Genomic DNA, 20,911 nt, shown 5'->3' with positions numbered 1-20,911 from the left:
CAGAATCTATGCATGGCCCAGCCCGACACCGCCCGCCTTCTCATCGCCTGCGACGACCAGCCCGGCATCGTCGCTGCCGTGGCCGGCGCGCTCGCCGAGCACGGCGCGAACATCATCTCGCTCGATCAGCACTCGACGGATGCCGCAGGCGGGCGCTTCTTCCAGCGCACCGTGATCCACCTGGATGGGCTCGCCGCCAAGCGGCCGGCGCTCGAGGCATCCATCTCGGCCGTCGCGGAGCGCTTCGACATGGAGTGGTCGCTGCACGACGCCTCGCGGCGCAAGCGCGTGGCGATCTTCGTGTCGAAGTACGACCACTGCCTGCTCGAACTGCTCTGGCGCACGCAGCGCGGCGAGCTCGACATCGACGTGACCATGGTCGTCTCGAACCACCCCGACCTGGCCGACTCGGTGCGGGCCTTCGGGGTGCCGTTCGTGCACATCCCCGCCGCCGACAAGGCCGCGATGGAGCAGCGGCAGCTCGACCTGCTGCGCGGCAACGTCGACCTGGTGGTGCTCGCGCGGTACATGCAGATCCTCAGCGATTCGTTCATCGAGTCGCTCGGGGCACCGGTGATCAACATCCACCACTCCTTCCTGCCCGCCTTCATCGGCGCGAACCCGTACGCACGGGCGAAGGAGCGCGGCGTGAAGCTGATCGGCGCGACAGCGCACTACGCCACGGCCGACCTCGACGAGGGGCCGATCATCGAGCAGGACGTCACGCGGGTGACGCACGCCGAGTCGGCCGCCGAGCTGCAGCGCCGAGGCGCAGATGTGGAGCGCTTCGTGCTCGCTCGCGCCGTGAAGTGGCATGCCGAGGACCGCGTGATCGTGCACGGCCGCTCGACCGTCATCCTCTAACGTCGCCCTCGCGCCCCTGCCGCGGTCGCCCGCCACGCTCCCGTCGCAATCGAGCACAGTCACGCGACCCGCCACTGTGCCGGATCGCGACCGGAGCGTCAGGCGGGCACGCCCGCCAGCAGCTCGGCGAAGACGTCGGATGCTGCGGTGCCGCGTGCGAGCGGCGCCGACTGCCCGAGCCACAGCGACTGCAGCTCACCGAGGCCGCGCTCCCCGGCGACGGCGCGGAACCGTCCGGTGAGCCAGTTCTGCGCGGGGAACGGCGCGATGGCGCCGGATGCCTCGATCTCGCGGACCGCGCGGTTCGCGGCGCCACGGGACAGCCGTCCGCTCATGGCCCGCGTCAGAACGCTCTCGTCGGCCGCAGTGCCACGGATCGCCACCCGGTGTGCGTCGTTCGCAGCCGACTCCCCCGTGACCAGAAACGCAGTGCCGACCTGCACGCCGTCGGCACCCAGGGCGAAGGCCGCGGCGACCCCACGGCGATCGGCGATGCCGCCGGCCGCGATCACCGGCACCGACACGGCATCCGCCACCTGCGGCAGCAGCGAGAACAACCCGACCAGCGACTGCTCCGCCGGCTTCAGGAACGACACCCGGTGGCCGGCCGCCTCGGCACCTGTCGCGACGATCGCGTCCACCCCGCCGGCCTCGAGCGCCACCGCCTCGGCGACGGTGGTCGCCGTGCCGATCACCCGGATGCCCCGCCGGTGGGCCTCCTCGACGAGTTCTCCCGAGGGTACTCCGAACACGACGCTGAGCGCGGCAGGTGCGGCATCCCAGATCGCGTCGAGCTGCTCCTGGAGCGTCGGCAGATAGCGGTCGGGTCGCGGCGGAGCATCCATGCCGACTTCGGCGTAGAACGCGACGAGCGTCTGCGCATAGCCGTCGTGCTCGGGGCTTGGGGCGACCTCGTCCCCGGTCGGCAGCCAGATGTTCAGCGCGAACGGCGCGTCCGTGGCATCCCGCAGCGCGGCGGCCGTGCGCGCGATCCGCTCGCCGTCGTAGCCGTACAGCCCGTACGATCCGAGCCCGCCCGCCTCACTCACCGCTGCTGTCAGTGCCACCGAGGACAGCCCGCCGAACGGAGCCAGGACGATCGGATGCCGGATGCCGAGCAGCGCGCAGAGGTCACTCATACTCCCGAGGCTACGCCCGCGCCGAACCCGTGTTTCACGCACGTTCCCGTCGCACGTGGCCACGCATCCGCTCCCGTCGCAATGAGCACAGCCCAGCCGCGAACACCGTGCCGGATTGCGACGGCAGCGCGATTCAGCGCCGCTCGGAGATCGCCGCGCGCACGCGGCGCACGATCTCGTCGGGGCGGCGGAACAACTCGCTGGTCACCTCGATCACGATCCAGCCTGCTGCGCGCAGCGCGGCGATCCGCTCCACGTCCGCCGCGTACCGCGGGCCGTGCAACATGCTCTGGTACTCGATCGCGACCTTGAGCTCCGGATATGCCAGATCCACGCATCCGAGGAATCGACCGTCGTCGTCGCGCACATCGATGTTGAGCTGAGGCTCCGGCAGGTGCGCTTCGCACAGCATCAGTCGCAGCTTCGTCTCGCGAGGCGACCAGGAGTCCTCTCGGACCAGCTCCACGGCCTCGCGCAGACGGATGATTCCGCGACGGCGACCGCCGGTGGTGACCTTTCGCAGATCATCGATCGTGCAGAACGACCGTCTGCCGACGTGCTTCCGGCCGACCCCGGGCCGCCACCTACGGCAGAAGTAGTCACCGACGGCGACGAGGTCGGGAACCTGCAGATGCGCCAGGGACGCCCAGGTCGTCGCCGCATCGGAGATGCGGATGCCTCGGGCCGTCCCGACACGCGTGGTCTCGGGGTTCGCGCGGTGGCCGATCACCCCCGAGCAGCGAGGGAGCGGCCCTGTACCGAGAACGCTGACGTGCACGGACGCGCGCGAGAGGTCGGCGATCTCGCCGTGCTCGTCCAGGACCATGGGCAGCGGTGCACCGAGCACGGCCGCGGCCGACTCGTGGCTGACGAACTGGGCATCGGTCAGCCGTGGTGCGTAGTCGAGCGCACGCTCAAGGCGTTCGTGGGCTTGCCGCTCGTACGGATCGAACGGCGGATCGGGCAGGTCGTGCAGGATGCGGCGTCTGACACCCGGGAAGGGGATGTCGAGGTCGGACGCCCGCATGCGATTGCGCGCCACACCGCTCGCGCTGGCGACAGCAATGCCGAATCGCTGGTCGAGTTCATCCGGAAGCGGGCGTCGTGCCGTCATCCGCCCGATGATGGCAGGGAGCCGACACGCACGCAGACGTTATCCACAGGCTCCGTGCGTCCGGTCCGGGCAGAGCACTCGATCGCGAATCGCAACGCGACCCCGCCCCACGTATTCCCGTCGCAATCGAGCACAGTCCCACGCGCCAACACTGTGCTGAATCGCGATTCGAACAGGAGGGACCGCGAGCCCCACGCGCTCCCGTCGCAATCGAGCACAGTCCCGAGCGCCAACACTGTGCTGGATCGCGACCGGAGCCAACGGGCTGGGGAGCGGCAGAACCGGAGCCGCGCCCCTGCGACCGGCGTAACATCGGAGATGAACCCGTCGGCGGCTCCGCCCCCGTGACGGGAGCGGGTCCCCAGGGCCGCCGACGGCGAGCCCGAGGAGGACATCATGCGTCCTGAAGCGCCGGCGCCCCACGCGCCCCAGCCGACGACCACCCACTCGTCGTGGGGGTCCGGCGAACCGCACCTGCTCATCGTGAACGAGGAGGACGGGCGGATCGTCTTCCCGCTCGACGCCGATCTCGTCACCATCGGCTCTGACGGCGGCAATCACGTCGTGCTCGAGGGCACGATGCCCCTGCACGCCACCATCCGGCACGACGAGCACGACGAGTACCTGCTGACCATGCACGGACCGGGCGAGACGAACGCCCGCCCGATCGGGGGGTCGGAGGATCGCACCGAGGTGCTGCGCACCGGAGCGCGATTCACGATGGGCCCCTGGCGGATCGTCTTCATGCGCGCCGAGTACGCCGATCACGGCCGCCCCTACGGCGGACGCGAAGGCGGCGAGGGCACGCACCAGCGACGGCAGCCGGATCGCCCGGACTACCGCCACCACTGACTGGTCAGTCGACCTCTTCGCGCTGCGTGCGGATGAAGTCGTGATCGCTCGGCGTCAGGTGGCAGTCCTCGGGAACGGGTCTGCCCGTGATGACCGCGATCTCATCGAGCACGTGTGCGGGCAGCGGGTCGCCGCCGATGTCGTCGAGCAGGTCCTTCGTCGCAGCGTGCAGGTGCGGCCACCACGTGTTGATCTCAGGATCGGCCATGGTCGCCTCCTTTCCTGATTCCAGTGTGACACTCTGGGCCCGCCGCGGCACCGGCATCTGCGACGGCATCAGTGCGCGGCGACGCCGATCCGCAGCGGGGCACCGGGCGCTGCGGCGGCCCTGATCGCGCCGTCCAGGTCGGTGAGCGGATGCACCGCACCGACAGCCGCCGCAAACGGGTAGGCCCGTCCTGCGCCGCTGAGGAAGCCGACCGCCCCGGCGAGCTCGGCTCCGGTGTAGTTGTGCACCCCGGCGACGGTCACCAGTCGTCGCACGATGCTCTCGGCGTCCAGGGGAACCGGCGGCGCGGGGAACACGCTTCCGACCAGCACGACGACCCCGCCGACCTCGACCTCGGCCAGCGCCACCTGCACCGCATGCCCTGAGGCCTCGATCACGATGTCGGGTGCCCCGTCGAATCCGGCCGCACCGAACTCCTCGGCCTGCGCGGCGCGCGCAGCATCCGGATCGCGCACGTCGACGACAGCGCCCTGCTCGGCGGCGATGGCCGCGGCCGAGATGCCGACCAGACCAGCCCCGTGCACGCGCACGCGCGCCCCCTGAAGCGGGCGGATCGCGCCCGCTCGGGCGACGGCTGCCCACGCGGTCGCCGTGGCACAGGATGCCGGGGCGGCGACCGCCGCCGGAAGCTGCTCGGGAACGCGGACGATCGTCGTGCCCGGCTTCAGCTGCACGTGGCTGGCGAAGGCACCGTTCAGCTCGGCGTGCGGCGCGATGCGCTCATGCCCGTATTTGGCCAGCGAACGGCACTTCTGCGGGATGCCTGCGGCGCAGCGATCGCATGTCCCGCACGATGCCGTGACCGACCACACCACGCGGTCGCCGACGGCGAGCTCCGAGCCCTCGGCGCACCGGGCCCCGCCGTCGCCCACGGCGACGATGCGCCCCACGCTCTCGTGCCCGAGTACGAGCGGCACCGTTGCCGCGCGGCGCCCCTGCACGGTGTGCACGTCCGAACCGCACACGGTGGAGAGCTCCACCGCGACGAGCACCTCGTGCTCGCCGAGGGCGACGCCCGGTACGGCGACGGCCTCGTGCGGCAGTCCCTCCCCGAGGAACGCCATCGCCACGGCGGGCGGCCGCAGCACGACGTCGCGGTGCACCCCCGGAGGTCGCGTCAGTGCCGCCCGCATCTCACACTCCTCCTGCGCTGCCGGCGGCGAGCGCGCCGGCAGTCGCCGAAAGCACCACGTATCGACATCCTGAGCCGGTGCACTCGACGGCCAGCGGTGCACCCGCTGTCGGCACGCCTCCCGCGCGCGGCATCACACGGCCGCCGGGAGCGGCAGCAGACCCTGCGCGGCGAGCGCGGGCTGCAGGTCGACGACGGATGCCAGCACGGCATCCGCTCCGGCCTCCGTCAGCGCCGTGCGGTCGTGCGCGCCGGTCAGCACACCGGCGACGAACCCCGCTCCCGCGCTGCGACCCGAGCGCACGTCGCTCACGGTGTCGCCCGCGACGGCGACCGCACGCACGTCGGAGGCCCCCGCGCGCAGCAGTGCGGTGAGCACCAGGTCGGGTGCGGGGCGCCCGCGTCCGGCATCCGCCGGCGACAGCGCGACGTCGACGAGGTCTCCCCAGCCGAGCGCGGCGATGATCGCGTCGCGGGTCACCGGGGCGAAGCCCGTGGTCAGGGCGACCTGCAAGCCGGCACCCTTCAACGACTCGATCGCCGCGCGTGCACCGGGGATCTCCGTGGCGCCCTGCTCCGCGATGATCTCCTCGTACGCACCCTCGAACGCCGTCGTGGCGCGCTCGGCCGCAGCACGGTCACCACCGGAGAGATGCGTGAAGACGTCGATCTTGGACTGCCCCATGGTCTCGCGCACATAGGCGAGGGCCTCGTCCCACGGCATCCGCTCAGCGATGCCGGTGCGCTGCGCAGCCCGTTGGAACGCCTGCTCCACGACGCCGTCGTCGAGCACCGTCGTGCCGGCCATGTCGAGTACGACGAGTTCGATGGGGATCATGCGAGTGCCTCCTGGGCGGTGATGAGGGCGGACGACGATGCCCACCCGAGGGTCTCTGAGAGGGCGGTCTCGGCGAGGCCGAGTCCGCAGGTCATGCCGATGCCGGTGGTCGCCGCGATCGCGAGCACGCCGTCGGCGACCTGTTCGCGGAGGAACTCCGCCGGTCCGGACGCGTACACGCCCTGCCACCGCTCGAGCACGCGGAAGCGGTCTGCGGCGAACAGCGCCCGCGCCTCGTCGAGGAACGCGTCGAAGGCCGCCTCGGGCTGGAACGGCCCCGGCTGCACATCCTTGACGTGCGAGTCGCCGACCAGCAGCGATCCGTCCGGCAGCTGGGTGTACATCTGGTTCAGGTCGAGCGCGGCGAGGTCGGGGCGCTCGGCGTGCAGCCGTTCCCGCAGCGCCGCCGTCTCGGGCAGTGCCCCGAACCGGCCGTAGCGCACCAGCGACCAGCCGGTGAGCAGCGGTGCCGTGAGCGGCGCGGGCAGGTCCGCCGCGACGCGCATCATGTCGAGGGCGCAGCGCTGGATGCCGACGTCCTCGGCGACTCCGGGCAGCAGCTGGTCGATGTCATGGTTCACCGCGACGACCACCAGCCCGGCGTCGATCGGTCCGCGGGTGGTGTGCACTCGCCCGGTCTCGACGGCGGTGACCGCGGTGCGGAAGCGGAAGTCCACGCCGAGGCCTGCGAGGTGCCGGACGATCGCATCGGCGGCCTCGCGCGGGTTCGCCTGCAGATCGGCCTCGATGAGCGCGCCGCCGACGAGATCGCCCCGGCGCAGCGGCGCACGGGTCAGCAGCTCCGCGGCATCCAGCATCCGGATGCCGCCGTCGCGGGCGGCCCGCTCGAGCACGGCGAGCTCGTCGTCGTGCCGGGCCGCGACCAACGTGCCGGACTCGCGCAGCCAGAATCCCGCGTCCTGCGCGAGGCGCAGCCAGAGCCCGCGGGAGGCGTCTCCGTACCGGCGCGCCTCACCTGTCTGCGCGCCTATGCAGAGATGCCCGAAGTTGCGGATCGTGGCGCCCACGGGGCGCTCTGTGCGATCGACGACGGTGACGCTCAGTCCCCGGCGCACCGCCGCGTAGGCGGCGCCGAGCCCGACGATCCCCGACCCGACGACGACGACATCTGCGCGGCTCATCGGAACACCTTCCTCATCCACATTGCGATGCCCTCCACGATCAGCACGGTCACGAGGATCATCAGCACGATGCTCGTCACCAGCGGGTAGTTCGAGCCCTGCCCGGCGTTCAGCAGGTAGTAGCCGATGCCGCCGCCGCCGACGATGCCGAGCAGCGTCGCGGCGCGGATGTTCGTGTCGAGCAGGTAGAACGTGTGGCCGATCAGGGCGCGGGACCCCTGCGGGAGCGTGGCCGCGGCGTAGCGCTGCAGGCGCGTGGCGCCGGCGGCGGTCATCGCGCGCTCCGGTCCGCGGGGCACCTCCTCGAACGAGTCGGCGATGAGCTTGCCGAGCAGGCCGATGCCGCCGAACGCGAGCGCGATCGTCCCCGCCTGCGCTCCCAGGCCCGTGATCACGATCAGCACGATCGCGAGGATGAGCTCGGGGATGCCTCGGATGATCACCAGCAGCAGGCGGAACCCGCCTCGGACTCCGGCGTTCGGGGCGACGTTGCGCGCGGCGAGCGAGCCGATGCCGAGCGAGAGCACGAGGGTGATCAGGCACGCGGCGAGCGCGATCTTCACGGTGTCGAGCATGGCTCCGGCGATCACCGGGAAGCCGTAACTGCCGAAGTCCGGCGGCCAGAACTGCGCGACGACCTCTGGGATCTTCGCCCAGAACGTGAACAGGTCGCCCCAGACGATGTCGCTCACTGCGACGCCGGCGATCACGACCGCGATCGCGACGAAGCCGGCCGAGACATTGCGGATGCGGGTGGCGGTCCAGGGACGGCGCATGGCTGCGTCGACGGAGGCGTACTTCGTCTCGCTTCGCTCGCTCAGCACCCGGGGGTGTTCCGGCTTCCTGTTGCGGAACGAAGTGACGAAGCGCACGAACACGCCTCTCCCGGCATCCTTCTCCCCGAGCATTGCGACGCGCACCGCGCTGGAGACGATCTCCATCACCACGCAGAGCAGGAAGATCACGAGGGCGATGCCCAGGCCGAGGCCGTAGTTCAGCGACTTGAAAGCGTGCGACATCTCGAGGCCGAGGCCGGCGACGCCGACGTAGCCGAGCACGACCGAGCCTCGGAGGTTGATGTCGTTGCGGTGCAGCACAGTGGCCACCCAGCTGGGCAGCACCTGCGGCAGCACGCCGGAGAAGAACTCCTGCATCCGCGTTCCGCCTGCGGCGCGGATCGCGAGACGCGGGCCCTCGTCGATCTGCTCGATCGCGTCGGCGAACATCTTCGAGATCATGCCGATCGAGTGGATGCCGATGGCGAGGATGCCGGGCAGGGTGCCGAGCGAGAACATCAGCACGAAGACCATGGCGAGCACGACATCGGGAAGCGCACGGGTGAAGACGCCGATGAAGCGGGCGATCGCGCGGGCGGTGGCGTTCGGGGTCGTGTTGGATGCGGCGAGGTAGGCGATCGGCACCGAGAGCACCGCCGCGAGCAGCGTTCCGGTGAGCACGAGGCCGACGGTGAGCACGGTGAGCTGGATCAGCTCGTCGGCCGGCGGGAAGGTCAGTCCGCCGACGCGGGCGAAGAAGTTCTGTGCGTTCCCCCAGCTGTCGGCCATGCCGGCGAACGAGATGTCCAGCTCGGCGAGGGATGCCACGGCGAGGCCGGCGATGACGAGCAGGGTCAGCGTGGCGGAGATGCGCTCGGGGCTGACCCGGTGACGGGGTGCACGGTCGAGGATGTCGGCGGGCGGCGGCACGGACGGCCGCTGCAGGCGCGGGGCGGTGAGCGTCATGCCACAGGCTCCGCGGCGAGCAGCTCGGTCTCCAGCGCGTTCAGTTCGGCGGTCGTGGTGGCGACGCGGCCGTAGATCTCCATCACCTGAGCCTTGTCGAGGTCATCGGTGGTGGTGTCGAGCACGACCTCGCCGTGCCGCAGGCCGACGATGCGGTCGGCCCAGTCGATCGCGAGATCCACCTGGTGCAGGCTGCAGAGCACGGTGAGTCCGTCTTCGGCGGCGATCTCCCGGATGAGCGCCATCACCTGCGAGCTCGACTCCGGGTCGAGCGAGGCGACGGGTTCGTCGGCGAGCAGCACCTCGGGGTTCTGCATGAGGGCTCTGGCGATGGCGACGCGCTGCTGCTGCCCTCCGGAGAGGGTGTCCGCGCGCTGGTAGGCGCGGTCGAGCAGTCCGACGCGGTCGAGGTGCCCGAGCGCGCGGCGGCGCAGGGCGCGCGAGTAGCCGAACAGGCCGAGCCTGGGACCGCGCAGCGTGGCGAGGGCACCGGTCAGCACGTTCTCCAGCACGGTGAGCGAGCCCACCAGTTCGAACTGCTGGAAGATGAAGCCGACGCGGCTGCGCAACCGGCGCAGGGCGCGTCCCCGCAGACGGGTGACGTCCTCTCCGAGCACGTCCACCCGGCCGGATGTCGGCAGCTCGAGCGCGTCGATGTGACGCAGCAGGGTGGACTTGCCGGACCCCGAGAGGCCGAGCAGCACGACGATCTCGCCGCGGCCGACGCCGAGGTTCACATCGGCGAGGGCCGTGGTCTCGTCGAAGCGCTTGGTGAGCGCGTCGATGCGGATGACCTGGTCGGTGTTCATGAAAGTCTCCATCTCCGGTCGTTGAGCGAGCGACGAAGGAGCGAGACGAAACGTCTTCGGCAGCGGAGGACGCTTCGTCTCGCTCCGTTCGCTCAACGGCCGACGGGCGTCAACCCTGGCACTGGGTCGCGTTGGTCTTCTTGCAGATGTCGCGGATGAGGTCGTAGTACGCGTCGTCGACAGGCTTGGTGGCGTAGAAGACGGTGCGGAAGGCGTCGCTGTCGGCGCTGGTCACGCCGGCGGCGATGATGTCGTCGATCGTGACCTCGGAGAGCGCGTCGGTCAGGGTCTTCTTCACGTCATCCGGCAGCGCGTTCGCGTAGACCAGCGGCGCACCGGGCACCATGGTCTCGGCGATCTTGGTCACCTTGTCGGACTTTGCGACCTCGCTGTCCTCCGCGAAGCCGGCCTCGCATTCCTTGCCCTCGCCGACCTTGGTGACGCTGACGTCGTGCTTGCCGGCGAAGACCGGTGTGACGTCCTTCTCGGGGTCGACGCCCGCCTCGAGCAGGTTGTAGGACGGGAACAGGTAGCCCGAGGTCGACGACGGGTCGACGAAGCAGACCTTCTTGCCGTTGAAGTCCTCGAGGGTCTTGATCGACGATCCCTTGGGCACGATGGCCTGCGAGTAGTAGCCGGGCTCCTGACCCTCCTTGGTGATGATCGAGGAGATCGGGGTGAGCTTCGCGCCGTTGTTCGTGGCGGTGACGTAGGTGAAGCCCGAGAACGAGGCGACGTCGACCTTGCCGGCGATCGCGGCCTCGATGAGCGCGGCGTAGTCGGTGGACTCGTGGTACTCGACCTTCTTGCCGGTCTCCTCGGCGATGTAGTCCATGAGGGGCTGGTAGTTGGTCTCGGTGTCGACCGAGTCGGGCACGACACCGAAGACGAGGGTGTTCGCGTCGACGGCGTAGCCGCCTTCCGCCTTCGGCTCGTCGGACGAGCCGGTGGCACCGGCCGAGCCGGAGCAGGCGGCGAGGCCGAGGGCGAGGGCCGCGGCGCCGACCAGGGCGGGGAGAGCACGGAGCTTCATGAGGACCTTTCGGGTGTGTGTGGAGGAACCGCGACCAAGACTGACACCCGAAAGAGCGACAAATGTACCTATCTCGGCACTGTTCGCTCGTCGTTCACCAAGGGTTTCCCGGGGTGAACATCCGCAGAACAGGGCGACCACACCTCGACCTGCGCAAGTAGTATGCCTATGTGTCCCAAGCTGTCTACCTCCGTATCGCCGACGATCTGCGCGACCGGATCGCGTCCGGCCAGTTGCGGCCCGGTGACGACGTGCCGACTGAGGCCGAGCTCGCAGAGCGCTGGCACACATCGCGCGGTCCGATCCGCAACGCGCTCGCGGCGCTGCGCGCCGAGGGTCTCGTCGAGACCACGCGCGGTCGCCCCGCCCGGGTCGTCTCCAAGAAGGCCACGCAGGCTGTGGACATGTCCGTCCCGTTCACACGCTGGGCGCGCGACCTGGGCCTGGAGCCTGGCGCACAGACGCAGGAGGTCAGCCTGCGCCGCGCGGCCGAGCTCGCCGAACCGCTCGGCGTCTCACCCGACGATCAGATCGTCAGCGTGCTGCGACTGCGGCTGCTCGACGGCCGGCCCACCATGGTCGAGCGCTTGAACTACATCGAGGAGGTCGGCCGGCTGCTGTTCCAGGCCGACCTCGACGCGATCTCGATCACCGAGTTCCTCGGCGCGCACGGGCATCCGATCGTCGGCGTGCAGCACGAGATCGACGCGATCGCGGCGGACGAGCGGGATGCCGCGCTGCTGCGCGTGCCGCAGGGATCGCCGATCCTGCGCCTGAGCCGCGTCTCGCGCGACGCGGAGGGCCGCATCTTCGAGGCCTCGCAGGACCGCTACCTCGGCGACGTGGTTCGCTTCACGGTCTCGGGCTCCGGCATCTCCGCCGACGGGCAGTATCTGCGCGCGGTCGCCGGCTGAGCCCGCTCACACATGGTCGGAGCTGCCGGTCTAGCCCTCAGCAGAAACGGGCGTCTGATACGCAGCCACTGGGTGGCCGCAAAGCGCACGCGTTTGATGCCACCTCGTGCCGGTGGCCCGAACTGCCCTCACCTCTTGGTCAGGTGTGGGCGACGTGGGACATATCGAGTTGCGATGAAACGAAGTCAACAAATGCTGTCGTATTTGCAAAGTAGTTGGGGTAAGCCGATTGAAGCTGTCCAACCTTGCTGATGGAGATCAGCACCGCGTCGATATTCTCATCATTTAGAGCCTCGACTGTTGCCAGATGCTCTTCGGCGTCCGCCTGTGTCTCGAACACAGAGACACCGAGCTGGCGAGTATCCCGCCACAGCTTGAGCACGATAGTGGAGCGCCGGTCGCTCGTCGGCATGCCGCCAACAATCGCTGCGTATCCGCTCAGCAGCTCGGTAATTCCGAGCCGACCTTCCAGCTCGGCCAACTCTTCGCGAAGCTCCTCACGCGCGGCTTCTGCGCTAGGAACCGCTGCGGTGGATTCATGGTGAGTCATGAGAGCGGCTACGACAACGAAGTACCGCCTAAGCATGGGGTCACCCTCGTTGTACTTCAGCCGGCTACCAGAGAAAAGGTCCATCGTTTCAACCGACGTCGCCCAAGCGTGCTGTAGCTCGGTTCTGATCTGCACTTCTACCTTCAGCCCGTGATACTCCGTCTTGCTTGCGCCGTACGAGTAGATGAGATGAACACCCCGGTAGCCCGTCGTCTGGGGCTCGGCGATGTAGTCCTTCTTCCGGACAATTCGGCTCTGGGGATTTGCAGCCTCTAGCGCGCTCAGAAGCTCATAAACGTCGGTCACGGACGAGAGAACTACTCGGCAGCCACCTAGATCCTGCATAGTCGTGACGTTCATGGTCGGCTGGCGCTCAAGCTTGTCGAGGATCGTGGGCAGACGCTTTAGACGGCGTGCGACCACGACGTCCGACGACACCGCTGCTGCCTTGTCCCTGACATGCATCGTGACGGACAGTAAGGGGTACCCGTGGGCACTTCTAAAGTTGCTGATCTTCGCTCGCGCCGCCTTCACTTCCTCGTCGCTACCGCCCCTGCCCCCAATCAGCTCCCCAGCACGCTTCACTTGAGTGCGCGAGTACTCCTGAACTGCCCATCTCGTCATGCTCCGAGAGTATCGTCGGCGCCCCGCAAGCTCTCCGAAGTGGGGCTTCCAACATTCGAAATGACTTCCTCGGGCCCCTCCATCACACCGCGATCAGTGCGACGCCCGCGACCACCACGACGGATGCCGCGATCCGCCATCCGGGCCGGCTCTCGCGCAGCACGAACGCTCCGAAGAGACTCACCAGCACGACGCTCACCTCGCGCAGCGGAGCCACGAGCGCGACCGGCGCGATCGTGATCGCCTGCAGGACGAGGATGTAGGCCAGCGGCGACAGCACGCCGAAGGCGAGGATGCGCCGCCACTGCGCGCGCCACAGCGCTCCCACCGCATCCCACCGTCGGCCGACCGCGATCGTGAAGAACGGGATCTCGGCCGCGGCGGCACCCACCATGAATGCCACCGGCGAGAGGTGCCAGGTCCGCAGCGCGAACGCGTCCCAGATCGTGTAGCCGGCGATCGCGACGCCGGTGAGCAGGCCGAACACGATCGCGGGATCCGGACCGCGCCGGCCCGCCGAGGGCCCCCGGTCGACCAGTCCGATCGCGACGACCCCGGCGATCACCAGCAGCACTCCGCCCAAGGCGATGAGGCTGGGCCGCTCCCCCAGGAGCGCCATCGCGATGATCACCGATAGGAACGGCCCGGTGCCGCGCGCTGTCGCGTACACCGTGGAGAGGTTGCCCGCCCGGTATCCCCGCTGCAGCACGCTCATGTAGATCACGTGGAGCACTCCGGAGACGCCGATGCCCAGGGCGATGCCCCGCGAGGTCGTCGGTGCCGAAGCCCCCGGTGAGCGGGATCACGCCGCCCCAGATCACCGTGCTCGCCACGGCGCCCCACCACAGGAACACGACACCAGCCCTGCTCACGTCATGCGCGATGACATTCCAGGCCGCGTGCACGACGGCCGCGGCGAGCGCGAGAGCGATGGCGATACCGGACATCCGAAGACCCTTCTGCCCGCCGCGGGCGCGACGAACGGGTCCTCCAGGCTTTTGTCCGTTCAGATGACGGCCAGCCGTGCGGCCGAGCCGTGGCGCCGCTCGGACCAGTCGGGCGGATGCCCCGGAACCCTAGGCGCTGTCGAGACCACCCTAGCCGCCCCGATTACGATCGAAGGATGCCCGTCACTCCCGCCGCTCTCGCCCACGCCTCCGATCTCGCCGACTTCGTCGCCGCGTCCCCGTCGAGCTATCACGCCGCCGAAGAGGTCGCGCGACGGCTCGAGGACGGCGGCTTCACGTGGCTGAGCGAGGCGGATGCCTGGCCCGCACAGCCCGGCGGGCGGTACGTCGTCGTCCGTGACGGCGCGGCGATCGCGTGGGTCGTGCCTGCGGACGCCACGGCCACGACTCCGGTGCACATCCTGGGTGCGCACACCGACTCCCCCGGCTTCAAGCTGAAGCCCAAGCCGACCACCGGATCGCACGGCTGGCTGCAGGCCGGCGTCGAGGTCTACGGCGGGCCGCTGCTGAACTCGTGGCTCGACCGGGAACTGCGGCTGGCGGGGCGCCTCGCCCTCGCCGACGGCCGGGTCGTGCTCGCCGACACGGGCGCGCTGCTGCGCCTGCCGCAACTGGCGATCCACCTCGACCGCGGCGCGAACAACGGACTCACGCTCGACAAGCAGGTGAACACCCAGCCGGTGTGGGGCTTGGGCGACCCGACCGCGGAGGATCTGCTCGCCGAGCTCGCGGCATCCGCCGACGTCGACCCGCGCGACATCCGCGGCTTCGACGCCGTCGTCGCCGACTCGGCGCGCGGCGCAGTGTTCGGCAAGGACGACGCGTTCTTCGCCAGCGGCCGGCTCGACGACCTGGCATCCGTGCACGCCGGCGTCGTGGCGCTGCTCGCCGCCGCCGACGCGGCGACGGGCGTCATCCCGGTGCTCGCCGCCTTCGACCACGAGGAGCTCGGCTCCGAGTCGCGCTCGGGAGCCGCCGGGCCGTTCCTCGAGGACGTGCTGGAGCGCGTCTACGAGCAGCTCGGAGCGGATGCCGCGGATCGCCGCCGCGCGTATGCCGCCTCGTGGCACCTCTCCAGCGATGTGGGGCACTCGGTGCACCCGAACTACGCGCACAAGCACGACCCCGTGGTGCAGCCCCTGCTCGGCTCCGGCCCGATCCTGAAGATCAACGCCAACCAGCGCTACGCCACCGATGCCGTGGGCGCCGCCGCCTGGGCCGCCTGGTGCGAGGTCTCCGGTGTCGCATCGCAGGAGTTCGTGTCGAACAACGCCGTGCCGTGCGGATCGACGATCGGCCCGATCACCGCGACCCGTCTCGGCATCCGCACGGTCGACATCGGCATCCCGATCCTCTCGATGCACTCGGCACGTGAGCTCGCCGGCGTGAGCGACCTGCACGACCTCTCCCGCGTCGCGGAGGCGTTCTTCGCCGGCTGACGGCGTAGACCCGGGACGATCCGGTCGCTAGCGTGGACGTATGTCCGCGCCAGATGACTTCGTCGACGAACCGCGGCAACCGACGTTCGATGAGTGGCTCGCACGAGTGCGCCTGAACGCATCCGTCGATGCCGGCGACGCCGCGGTCGAACTGCTGCGAAACGACCGCGACGCCGGCTGACGAGTGGTGTCAGGATGAGGGCATGACCGCAGAGAGCACCTCGACGTCGACGCTCATCGAGCGCACCGGGATCGAGATCATCCCCGAGTCCGAGCGCACCGCGAAGCCGCGCGACCTGTTCTGGCCCTGGTTCGCAGCGAACGTGTCGGTGTTCGGCATGTCGTACGGATCGTTCATCCTCGGCTTCGGAGTCTCGCTCTGGCAGGCGACGCTCGTCTCGGTGATCGGCATCGTCGTGTCGTTCTTCCTGTGCGGCCTGATCGCCATCGCCGGGAAGCGGGGATCCGCACCGACGATGGTGCTCTCACGGGCGGCGTTCGGCGTGCAGGGGCAGAAGCTGACCGGCATCGTGTCGTGGCTGACCTCGATCGGCTGGGAGACCTCGCTCGCGATCACCGCGGTGCTCGCCACCGGCACGATCCTGCGCGAACTGGGCTGGGTCGACGGCGACGACACCGCCGTGAAGATCATCGCGACGATCCTCGTCGCGGCGCTGATCGTGAGTGCCTCGGTGCTCGGGTATCACACCATCATGAAGCTGCAGTCGGTGCTGACCTGGCTGACCGGTGCGATGACCGTGCTGTTCCTCATCCTCACCTTCCAGTACATCGACTGGGCCACCGCGTTCTCGCGCCCCGACGGCACCTTCGCGCAGACCATCGGCGCACTCGTCATGGTGATGACCGGCTTCGGACTGGGCTGGATCAACATCGCCGCCGACTGGTCGCGCTACCAGAAGCGCACCGCCTCGGACGGCCAGATCATCGCCTGGAACACGATCGGCGGCTCGGTGGCGCCGATCGTGCTGGTGTTCTTCGGCCTGCTGCTCGCGGCGTCGGACGACGCACTGCTCGCCGCCGTCGGCAGCGACCCGATCGGGGCGCTGGCCGTGCTGCTGCCGACCTGGGCATTGTTCCCGTTCCTCATCGTCGCGATCCTCACCCTCGTCTCGGGCGCGGTGCTCGGCATCTACTCCTCCGGCCTCACGCTGCTGAGCCTCGGAATCCGCATCCCGCGGCCGGCCGCAGCGGGCATCGACGGCATCATCCTCACGGCCGGCACGATCTTCGTGGTGTTCTTCGCGACGAGCTTCATCGGTCCGTTCCAGTCGTTCCTCATCACGCTCGGCGTGCCCATGGCGTCGTGGGCGGGCATCCTCATCGCCGACATCCTGCGCCGTCGCAAGGACTATGACGAGGCCGCGCTCTTCGACTCGGCCGGCCGGTACGGCGCGTTCGACTGGACCTCGATCGTCACGATGGTCGTCGCGACCGTGATCGGCTGGGGCTTCGTGATGAACCAGATCCCTGATACCCCGTGGAACGACTGGCAGGGCTACTTCCTCGACCTGCTCGGCTGGCGAGACGCCTGGGGCTACGCGAACCTCGGCGTGATCTTCGCGCTGGCGCTGTCGTTCCTGGTGACCTGGTTCGCCCGGGCCGGGAGGATCCGGGAGCAGGAGGCCGGCGCGTGACCGACCCTTCGACAAGCTCAGGGACCCAACCCTGGGTCGCTGAGCCTGTCGAAGCGTCCCAGACGTGGCTGATCGTCATCGACCCGCAGAACATCTTCGCCGCGCCCGACTCCGATTGGGGATCGCCGTTCTTCGCGGACGCCTTCACCAACATCCGTCGTCTCGCAGACGCTTTCGGCGAGAACGTGCTGGTCACCAGATGGATGCCGACCGCCGACCGCTCCACAGCCTGGGGCGACTACTTCGCGGCGTGGCCGTTCGCCGACAGGCCGGCATCCGATCCGCTGTTCGACCTCGTGCCCGAAGCCCGCGAGTTGTCGCGGCATCCGACCCTCGATCTGCCGACGTTCGGCAAGTGGGGACCGGAGATCGAGCAGGTCGTCGGGCGCGGCGCGCACGTCGTCCTCACCGGCGTCTCGACCGACTGCTGCGTGCTGTCCACGGCTCTCGCCGCGGCGGATGCCGGAGCGCACGCGACGATCGCGGCGGATGCCTGCGCAGGGTCGACCGCCGAGAACCACGCCGCGGCGCTGCACGTGATGGGACTGTATCCTCCGCAGCTGACGATCTCCGACACGGCGACGGTGATCACCGGTCGATAGACATTTCATCATTGTGACGGCCGTTGTGATGGTGTTATTCTCGCGGCATGGCTGATGAGCAGAACGAGCGCGCCCTGGAGGACGGTATCGTCACCGATCTCAAGGATCGGATGACCTACGGCGGCTACCTCGACCTGGATCGGCTTCTCGGGGCGCAGCATCCGGTCTCGGTGCCCGAGCACCACGACGAGATGCTGTTCATCATCCAGCACCAGACCACCGAGCTGTGGCTCAAGCTCGTGCTGCGCGAGCTCGATACCGCGCGCACCCGGCTCGCCGAGGACGATCTGCGATCAGCGCTGAAGCACATCGCGCGCATCAAGCACATCCAAGAGGTGCTGACCCAGCAGTGGTCGGTGCTCGCCACCCTCACGCCCACCGAGTACGCCGAGTTCCGCAGCGATCTCGGCAACTCCTCCGGCTTCCAGTCGGTTCAGTACCGCGCGGTCGAGTTCGCGCTGGGCAACAAGAACGAGCGGATGCTGGGCGTGTTCCGCGATCACCCCGCGAACCTCGCGCTGCTGACGACGGAGTTCGAGCGGCCGACCCTGTACGACGAGTTCCTGCGCTACGTCGCCCGGCAGGGGCTTCCCGTGCCGGAATCCATCCTCGATCGCGACGTGCGCCTGCCCTACCGCGAGACCGAGGAACTCGTGCCGGTGATCCGCGAGGTCTATGAGAACCCGAAGGAGCACTGGGAGCTCTACGAGGCCTGCGAGGAGCTCGTCGACGTCGAGGACAACTTCCAGTTCTGGCGCTTCCGGCACCTGCGCACCGTCACCCGCACGATCGGCATGAAGCGCGGCACCGGCGGATCGACCGGCGTGGACTTCCTGCAGCGCGCGCTCTCGCTGACCTTCTTCCCCGAGCTCTACACGGTGCGCACCGAGATCGGCAAGGACGAGCGGATCGGACTGTGATCCGCGCGGTTCGGTTCTACGACGGGCGGATGCTGCGCGACGGGATGCTGGTCGACGGCAGGCTCGTCGCCGAGCCGGCGTCCGCCGGGACGCCCGCGCTGGACGGAATCGTGACGGGCCGGTTCACCGATCACCACGTGCACCTGCAGCTCGTCGACCCCGCGCTGCTGGCGGGCTCGCGATTGGGCCGGGTCGTGGATCTGGGCGCGAACGTCGATGCGATCCGGGCGCTCGCCTCCGCGCTCGAGCCGCGCAGCGCCCGCGCGGACGCGGCGCGGCCGACCCCGCGCAAGGAGGAGAACGCTGCTTCGCCCAGCCACGAAGCAGCGCTTTCCTCCTCGCATCCCGGGGAGCCGAACCGCGCGGATACGGACGGAAGCCGCGCCGGGGTCACCGTCGAGTACGCCGGCCCGTTCCTCACCGCGATCGGCGGGTACCCGTCGGATCGTGAGTGGGCGCCGGAGGGCTCCGTCATCGAGTTGAGGGATGCTGCGCACGCGGCATCCGTCGTCGCGGGCCTCGCGGCCGCCGGCGTCTCGTGCCTGAAGACCGTCGGCAACAGCGACGCAGGTCCTGTGCTGGACGACGACCTGTTCCGCGAACTCGCCCGGCTTGCGGCCACCCACCGGCTGCCGCTCGTCGCGCATGCGGAGGGCGTCGGGCAGGCGCAGCGCGCCGCGCGACTGGGCGCCACGCGCCTCGCCCACTCCCCCTTCACCGAACTCCTCACCGATGACGAGGTCGCCGCGCAGGCGGCATCCGTCTCGTGGGTCTCGACCATGGCGATCCACGACGGTGAGCAGTACGCGAACGTCGTCGACAACGTTCGGCGCTTCGCCGCTGCGGGCGGCGAGCTGGTCTACGGCAGTGACATGGGCAACGGCCCGACGCCTGTCGACCTGCGCGAGAGCGAGGTGGCGGCGCTGCGCGAGGCGGGCGTTGACGGGCTCGCCCTGCTCCGGACGCTCGCACCTGGCGATCCGCTCGGCTCCGACGCACCCCTGCTCTTCCTGCCCGAGGGCGATCCCGCACGCGCCACCCCTCTGACCGAAGAAGAATCCGAGGACTGACATGACCGAATCCCCCGAAGACGAGCACCGCCGCGTCGCCGGCATCCTGAGCCCCGACCTCGCCTCCGAGGCCGCCCGGCTCGATGCCGCCGACCCGCTCGCTCGCCACCTGTCCGCCTTCGCCGAGGCACCGGGCGTAACCGCCTACCTCGACGGCAACTCTCTCGGGCGGCCGCTCGCGGACATGCCCGAGAAGGTCGCGCAGTTCATCCGCGACGACTGGGGCACCCGCCTGATCCGCTCCTGGGACGAGCAGTGGATGGAGCTGCCGATGCGCCTCGGCGACCGCATCGCCTCGGTGGCCCTCGGTGCCGCCGCGGGGCAGACCGTGGTCGCCGACTCGACCAGCGTCATGCTCTACAAGCTCATCCGGGCGGCCGTCGCCGCGCGCCCCGGGCGAGACGAGATCGTCATCGAGGCGGGCAACTTCCCCACCGACCGCTTCATCGCGGCGGGCATCGCCGAAGAGGTCGGCGCGACACTGCGCTGGGTGGAACCCGATGAGATCACCGGCGTGAGCGTGGACGACATGCGCGCGGTCGTGGGCGAACGCACCGCGCTGGTCGTGCTCAGCCACGTCGACTACCGCTCCGGCGCGCTGGCCGACATGGCCTCCATCACCGCGGCCGCGCACGACGCCGGCGCGCTGATGCTCTGGGATCTGTGCCACTCGGTCGGCGTCGTGCCGATGCAGCTGGATGACTGGGGCGTCGACCTCGCGGTCGGCTGCACCTACAAATACCTGAACGGCGGGCCGGGATCCCCCGCCTTCGGCTACGTGCGCAGTGAGCTGCAGGATTCGATCCGGCAGCCGATCCACGGCTGGTGGAGCGCCGCCGACATCTTCGCGATGGGTCCGGAGTACGCACCGGTCCCCGGCATCCGCCAACTGCTCAGCGGCACGCCGCCGGTGATGTCGATGCTCGGGATGCAGGGAATGCTCGACCTCATCGACGAGGCCGGCATCGGCGCGGTGCGGGCGAAGTCGATCTCGCTCACCGACTTCGCGGTGCGCGCCTACGATGAACTGCTCGCCCCGCTGGACGTACGGCTGCTGAGCACGCGGGATGCCGCGGGCCGCGGCGGGCACATCACCATCGGGCATCCGTCGTTCCAGCGCGTGACGCAGGAGCTGTGGGGGCAGGGCGTGATCCCCGACTTCCGCTTCCCCGACGGCATCCGCCTCGGCCTGTCGCCGCTGAGCACGTCGCACGAGGAGACCCTGCGCGGTGTCGTCGCGGTCCGCGACGCGCTGCTCGCCGGCCGCTGAGTGAG

General features: G+C 69.6%; 21 protein-coding genes. 10 read left to right on the top strand and 11 right to left on the bottom strand.

Going from position 1 to position 20,911, the window contains the following annotated elements:
* Nucleotides 1-12 precede the first annotated feature (12 nt).
* On the top strand, nucleotides 13-864 hold the full coding sequence (purU, locus tag DY023_RS02435; protein ID WP_116240756.1) for a formyltetrahydrofolate deformylase: 852 nt from the start codon (nucleotides 13-15) through the stop codon (nucleotides 862-864).
* 98 nt (nucleotides 865-962) lie between these two features.
* On the opposite strand, the gene DY023_RS02430 is transcribed toward purU, so the two are convergent.
* Complete coding sequence (locus DY023_RS02430) at nucleotides 963-2,003, bottom strand: NAD(P)H-dependent flavin oxidoreductase (RefSeq protein ID WP_116240755.1); 1,041 nt, start codon at nucleotides 2,001-2,003, stop codon at nucleotides 963-965.
* 133 nt (nucleotides 2,004-2,136) lie between these two features.
* Nucleotides 2,137-3,117, bottom strand: a complete 981-nt coding sequence (locus tag DY023_RS02425) for a hypothetical protein (RefSeq protein ID WP_116240754.1) — start codon at nucleotides 3,115-3,117, stop codon at nucleotides 2,137-2,139.
* Nucleotides 3,118-3,513: 396 nt separating this feature from the next.
* Here DY023_RS02425 and DY023_RS02420 point away from each other — a divergent pair, with 396 nt between their 5' ends.
* Entirely contained in the window at nucleotides 3,514-3,969 is a 456-nt protein-coding gene (locus tag DY023_RS02420) for an FHA domain-containing protein (protein WP_116240753.1), read from the top strand.
* Between the two features lie 4 nt (nucleotides 3,970-3,973).
* Here DY023_RS02420 and DY023_RS02415 read toward each other — a convergent pair whose 3' ends face one another.
* The 7 genes from DY023_RS02415 to DY023_RS02385 all read right to left on the bottom strand — a co-directional run bounded on the left by DY023_RS02415 (nucleotide 3,974) and on the right by DY023_RS02385 (nucleotide 10,894).
* Nucleotides 3,974-4,177: a hypothetical protein gene (locus DY023_RS02415; protein WP_116240752.1), complete on the bottom strand. Its 204-nt coding sequence runs from the start codon at nucleotides 4,175-4,177 to the stop codon at nucleotides 3,974-3,976.
* A gap of 68 nt (nucleotides 4,178-4,245) precedes the next feature.
* Nucleotides 4,246-5,331, bottom strand: coding sequence for an alcohol dehydrogenase catalytic domain-containing protein (locus DY023_RS02410; protein ID WP_116240751.1), 1,086 nt, complete (start codon nucleotides 5,329-5,331; stop codon nucleotides 4,246-4,248).
* Nucleotides 5,332-5,463: 132 nt separating this feature from the next.
* Nucleotides 5,464-6,168 (bottom strand): phosphonatase-like hydrolase, encoded by a 705-nt coding sequence (locus tag DY023_RS02405; protein WP_116240750.1) that lies wholly within the window; start codon nucleotides 6,166-6,168, stop codon nucleotides 5,464-5,466.
* Nucleotides 6,165-7,310: a TIGR03364 family FAD-dependent oxidoreductase gene (locus DY023_RS02400; protein WP_116240749.1), complete on the bottom strand. Its 1,146-nt coding sequence runs from the start codon at nucleotides 7,308-7,310 to the stop codon at nucleotides 6,165-6,167. Before DY023_RS02400 ends, DY023_RS02405 begins: the two co-directional genes overlap by 4 nt.
* Entirely contained in the window at nucleotides 7,307-9,052 is a 1,746-nt protein-coding gene (locus tag DY023_RS02395; RefSeq protein WP_116240748.1) for a PhnE/PtxC family ABC transporter permease, read from the bottom strand. The genes DY023_RS02400 and DY023_RS02395 overlap by 4 nt, the downstream gene beginning before the upstream one ends.
* On the bottom strand, nucleotides 9,049-9,861 hold the full coding sequence (gene phnC / locus DY023_RS02390; protein WP_116240747.1) for a phosphonate ABC transporter ATP-binding protein: 813 nt from the start codon (nucleotides 9,859-9,861) through the stop codon (nucleotides 9,049-9,051). Before phnC ends, DY023_RS02395 begins: the two co-directional genes overlap by 4 nt.
* A gap of 109 nt (nucleotides 9,862-9,970) precedes the next feature.
* The gene (locus DY023_RS02385) at nucleotides 9,971-10,894 is read right to left on the bottom strand and encodes a phosphate/phosphite/phosphonate ABC transporter substrate-binding protein (protein ID WP_116240746.1); all 924 of its coding nucleotides are present in this window, start codon (nucleotides 10,892-10,894) and stop codon (nucleotides 9,971-9,973) included.
* Nucleotides 10,895-11,064: 170 nt separating this feature from the next.
* On the opposite strand from DY023_RS02385, the gene DY023_RS02380 reads away from it, so the two are divergent.
* Nucleotides 11,065-11,808 carry a GntR family transcriptional regulator gene (locus tag DY023_RS02380; protein ID WP_116240745.1) on the top strand — a complete coding sequence of 248 codons (744 nt, stop codon included), beginning with the start codon at nucleotides 11,065-11,067 and terminating at the stop codon, nucleotides 11,806-11,808.
* A 139-nt stretch (nucleotides 11,809-11,947) separates the two neighbouring features.
* On the opposite strand, the gene DY023_RS02375 is transcribed toward DY023_RS02380, so the two are convergent.
* Nucleotides 11,948-12,982 carry a RelA/SpoT domain-containing protein gene (locus tag DY023_RS02375; RefSeq protein ID WP_116240744.1) on the bottom strand — a complete coding sequence of 345 codons (1,035 nt, stop codon included), beginning with the start codon at nucleotides 12,980-12,982 and terminating at the stop codon, nucleotides 11,948-11,950.
* An 82-nt stretch (nucleotides 12,983-13,064) separates the two neighbouring features.
* Nucleotides 13,065-13,697: an EamA family transporter gene (locus DY023_RS02370; RefSeq protein ID WP_245958554.1), complete on the bottom strand. Its 633-nt coding sequence runs from the start codon at nucleotides 13,695-13,697 to the stop codon at nucleotides 13,065-13,067.
* Nucleotides 13,698-14,105: 408 nt separating this feature from the next.
* Here DY023_RS02370 and DY023_RS02365 point away from each other — a divergent pair, with 408 nt between their 5' ends.
* From DY023_RS02365 to DY023_RS02340, 7 genes are all read left to right on the top strand, one after another.
* Nucleotides 14,106-15,389 (top strand): M18 family aminopeptidase, encoded by a 1,284-nt coding sequence (locus DY023_RS02365; RefSeq protein WP_116240743.1) that lies wholly within the window; start codon nucleotides 14,106-14,108, stop codon nucleotides 15,387-15,389.
* 40 nt (nucleotides 15,390-15,429) lie between these two features.
* Nucleotides 15,430-15,570, top strand: a complete 141-nt coding sequence (locus tag DY023_RS17875) for a hypothetical protein (protein ID WP_181905691.1) — start codon at nucleotides 15,430-15,432, stop codon at nucleotides 15,568-15,570.
* Between the two features lie 22 nt (nucleotides 15,571-15,592).
* Nucleotides 15,593-17,044, top strand: a complete 1,452-nt coding sequence (locus DY023_RS02360) for a purine-cytosine permease family protein (RefSeq protein ID WP_116240742.1) — start codon at nucleotides 15,593-15,595, stop codon at nucleotides 17,042-17,044.
* A gap of 71 nt (nucleotides 17,045-17,115) precedes the next feature.
* Nucleotides 17,116-17,646: a cysteine hydrolase family protein gene (locus DY023_RS02355; protein WP_116240817.1), complete on the top strand. Its 531-nt coding sequence runs from the start codon at nucleotides 17,116-17,118 to the stop codon at nucleotides 17,644-17,646.
* A 47-nt stretch (nucleotides 17,647-17,693) separates the two neighbouring features.
* A complete protein-coding gene (locus DY023_RS02350; RefSeq protein ID WP_116240741.1) occupies nucleotides 17,694-18,566 on the top strand; it encodes a tryptophan 2,3-dioxygenase in 873 nt (290 codons plus the stop codon).
* Nucleotides 18,563-19,636: an amidohydrolase family protein gene (locus tag DY023_RS02345; RefSeq protein ID WP_116240740.1), complete on the top strand. Its 1,074-nt coding sequence runs from the start codon at nucleotides 18,563-18,565 to the stop codon at nucleotides 19,634-19,636. The genes DY023_RS02350 and DY023_RS02345 overlap by 4 nt, the downstream gene beginning before the upstream one ends.
* 1 nt (nucleotide 19,637) lies before the next feature.
* Nucleotides 19,638-20,906 (top strand): kynureninase, encoded by a 1,269-nt coding sequence (locus tag DY023_RS02340; protein ID WP_116240739.1) that lies wholly within the window; start codon nucleotides 19,638-19,640, stop codon nucleotides 20,904-20,906.
* Nucleotides 20,907-20,911 lie beyond the last annotated feature (5 nt).

The organism is Microbacterium bovistercoris, assembly GCF_003387575.1.
In the GTDB taxonomy this organism is placed as follows: domain Bacteria; phylum Actinomycetota; class Actinomycetes; order Actinomycetales; family Microbacteriaceae; genus Microbacterium; species Microbacterium bovistercoris.
The sequence above is the reverse complement of the archived record's forward strand: the minus strand, read 5'-3'. Positions and strand labels throughout refer to the sequence as shown.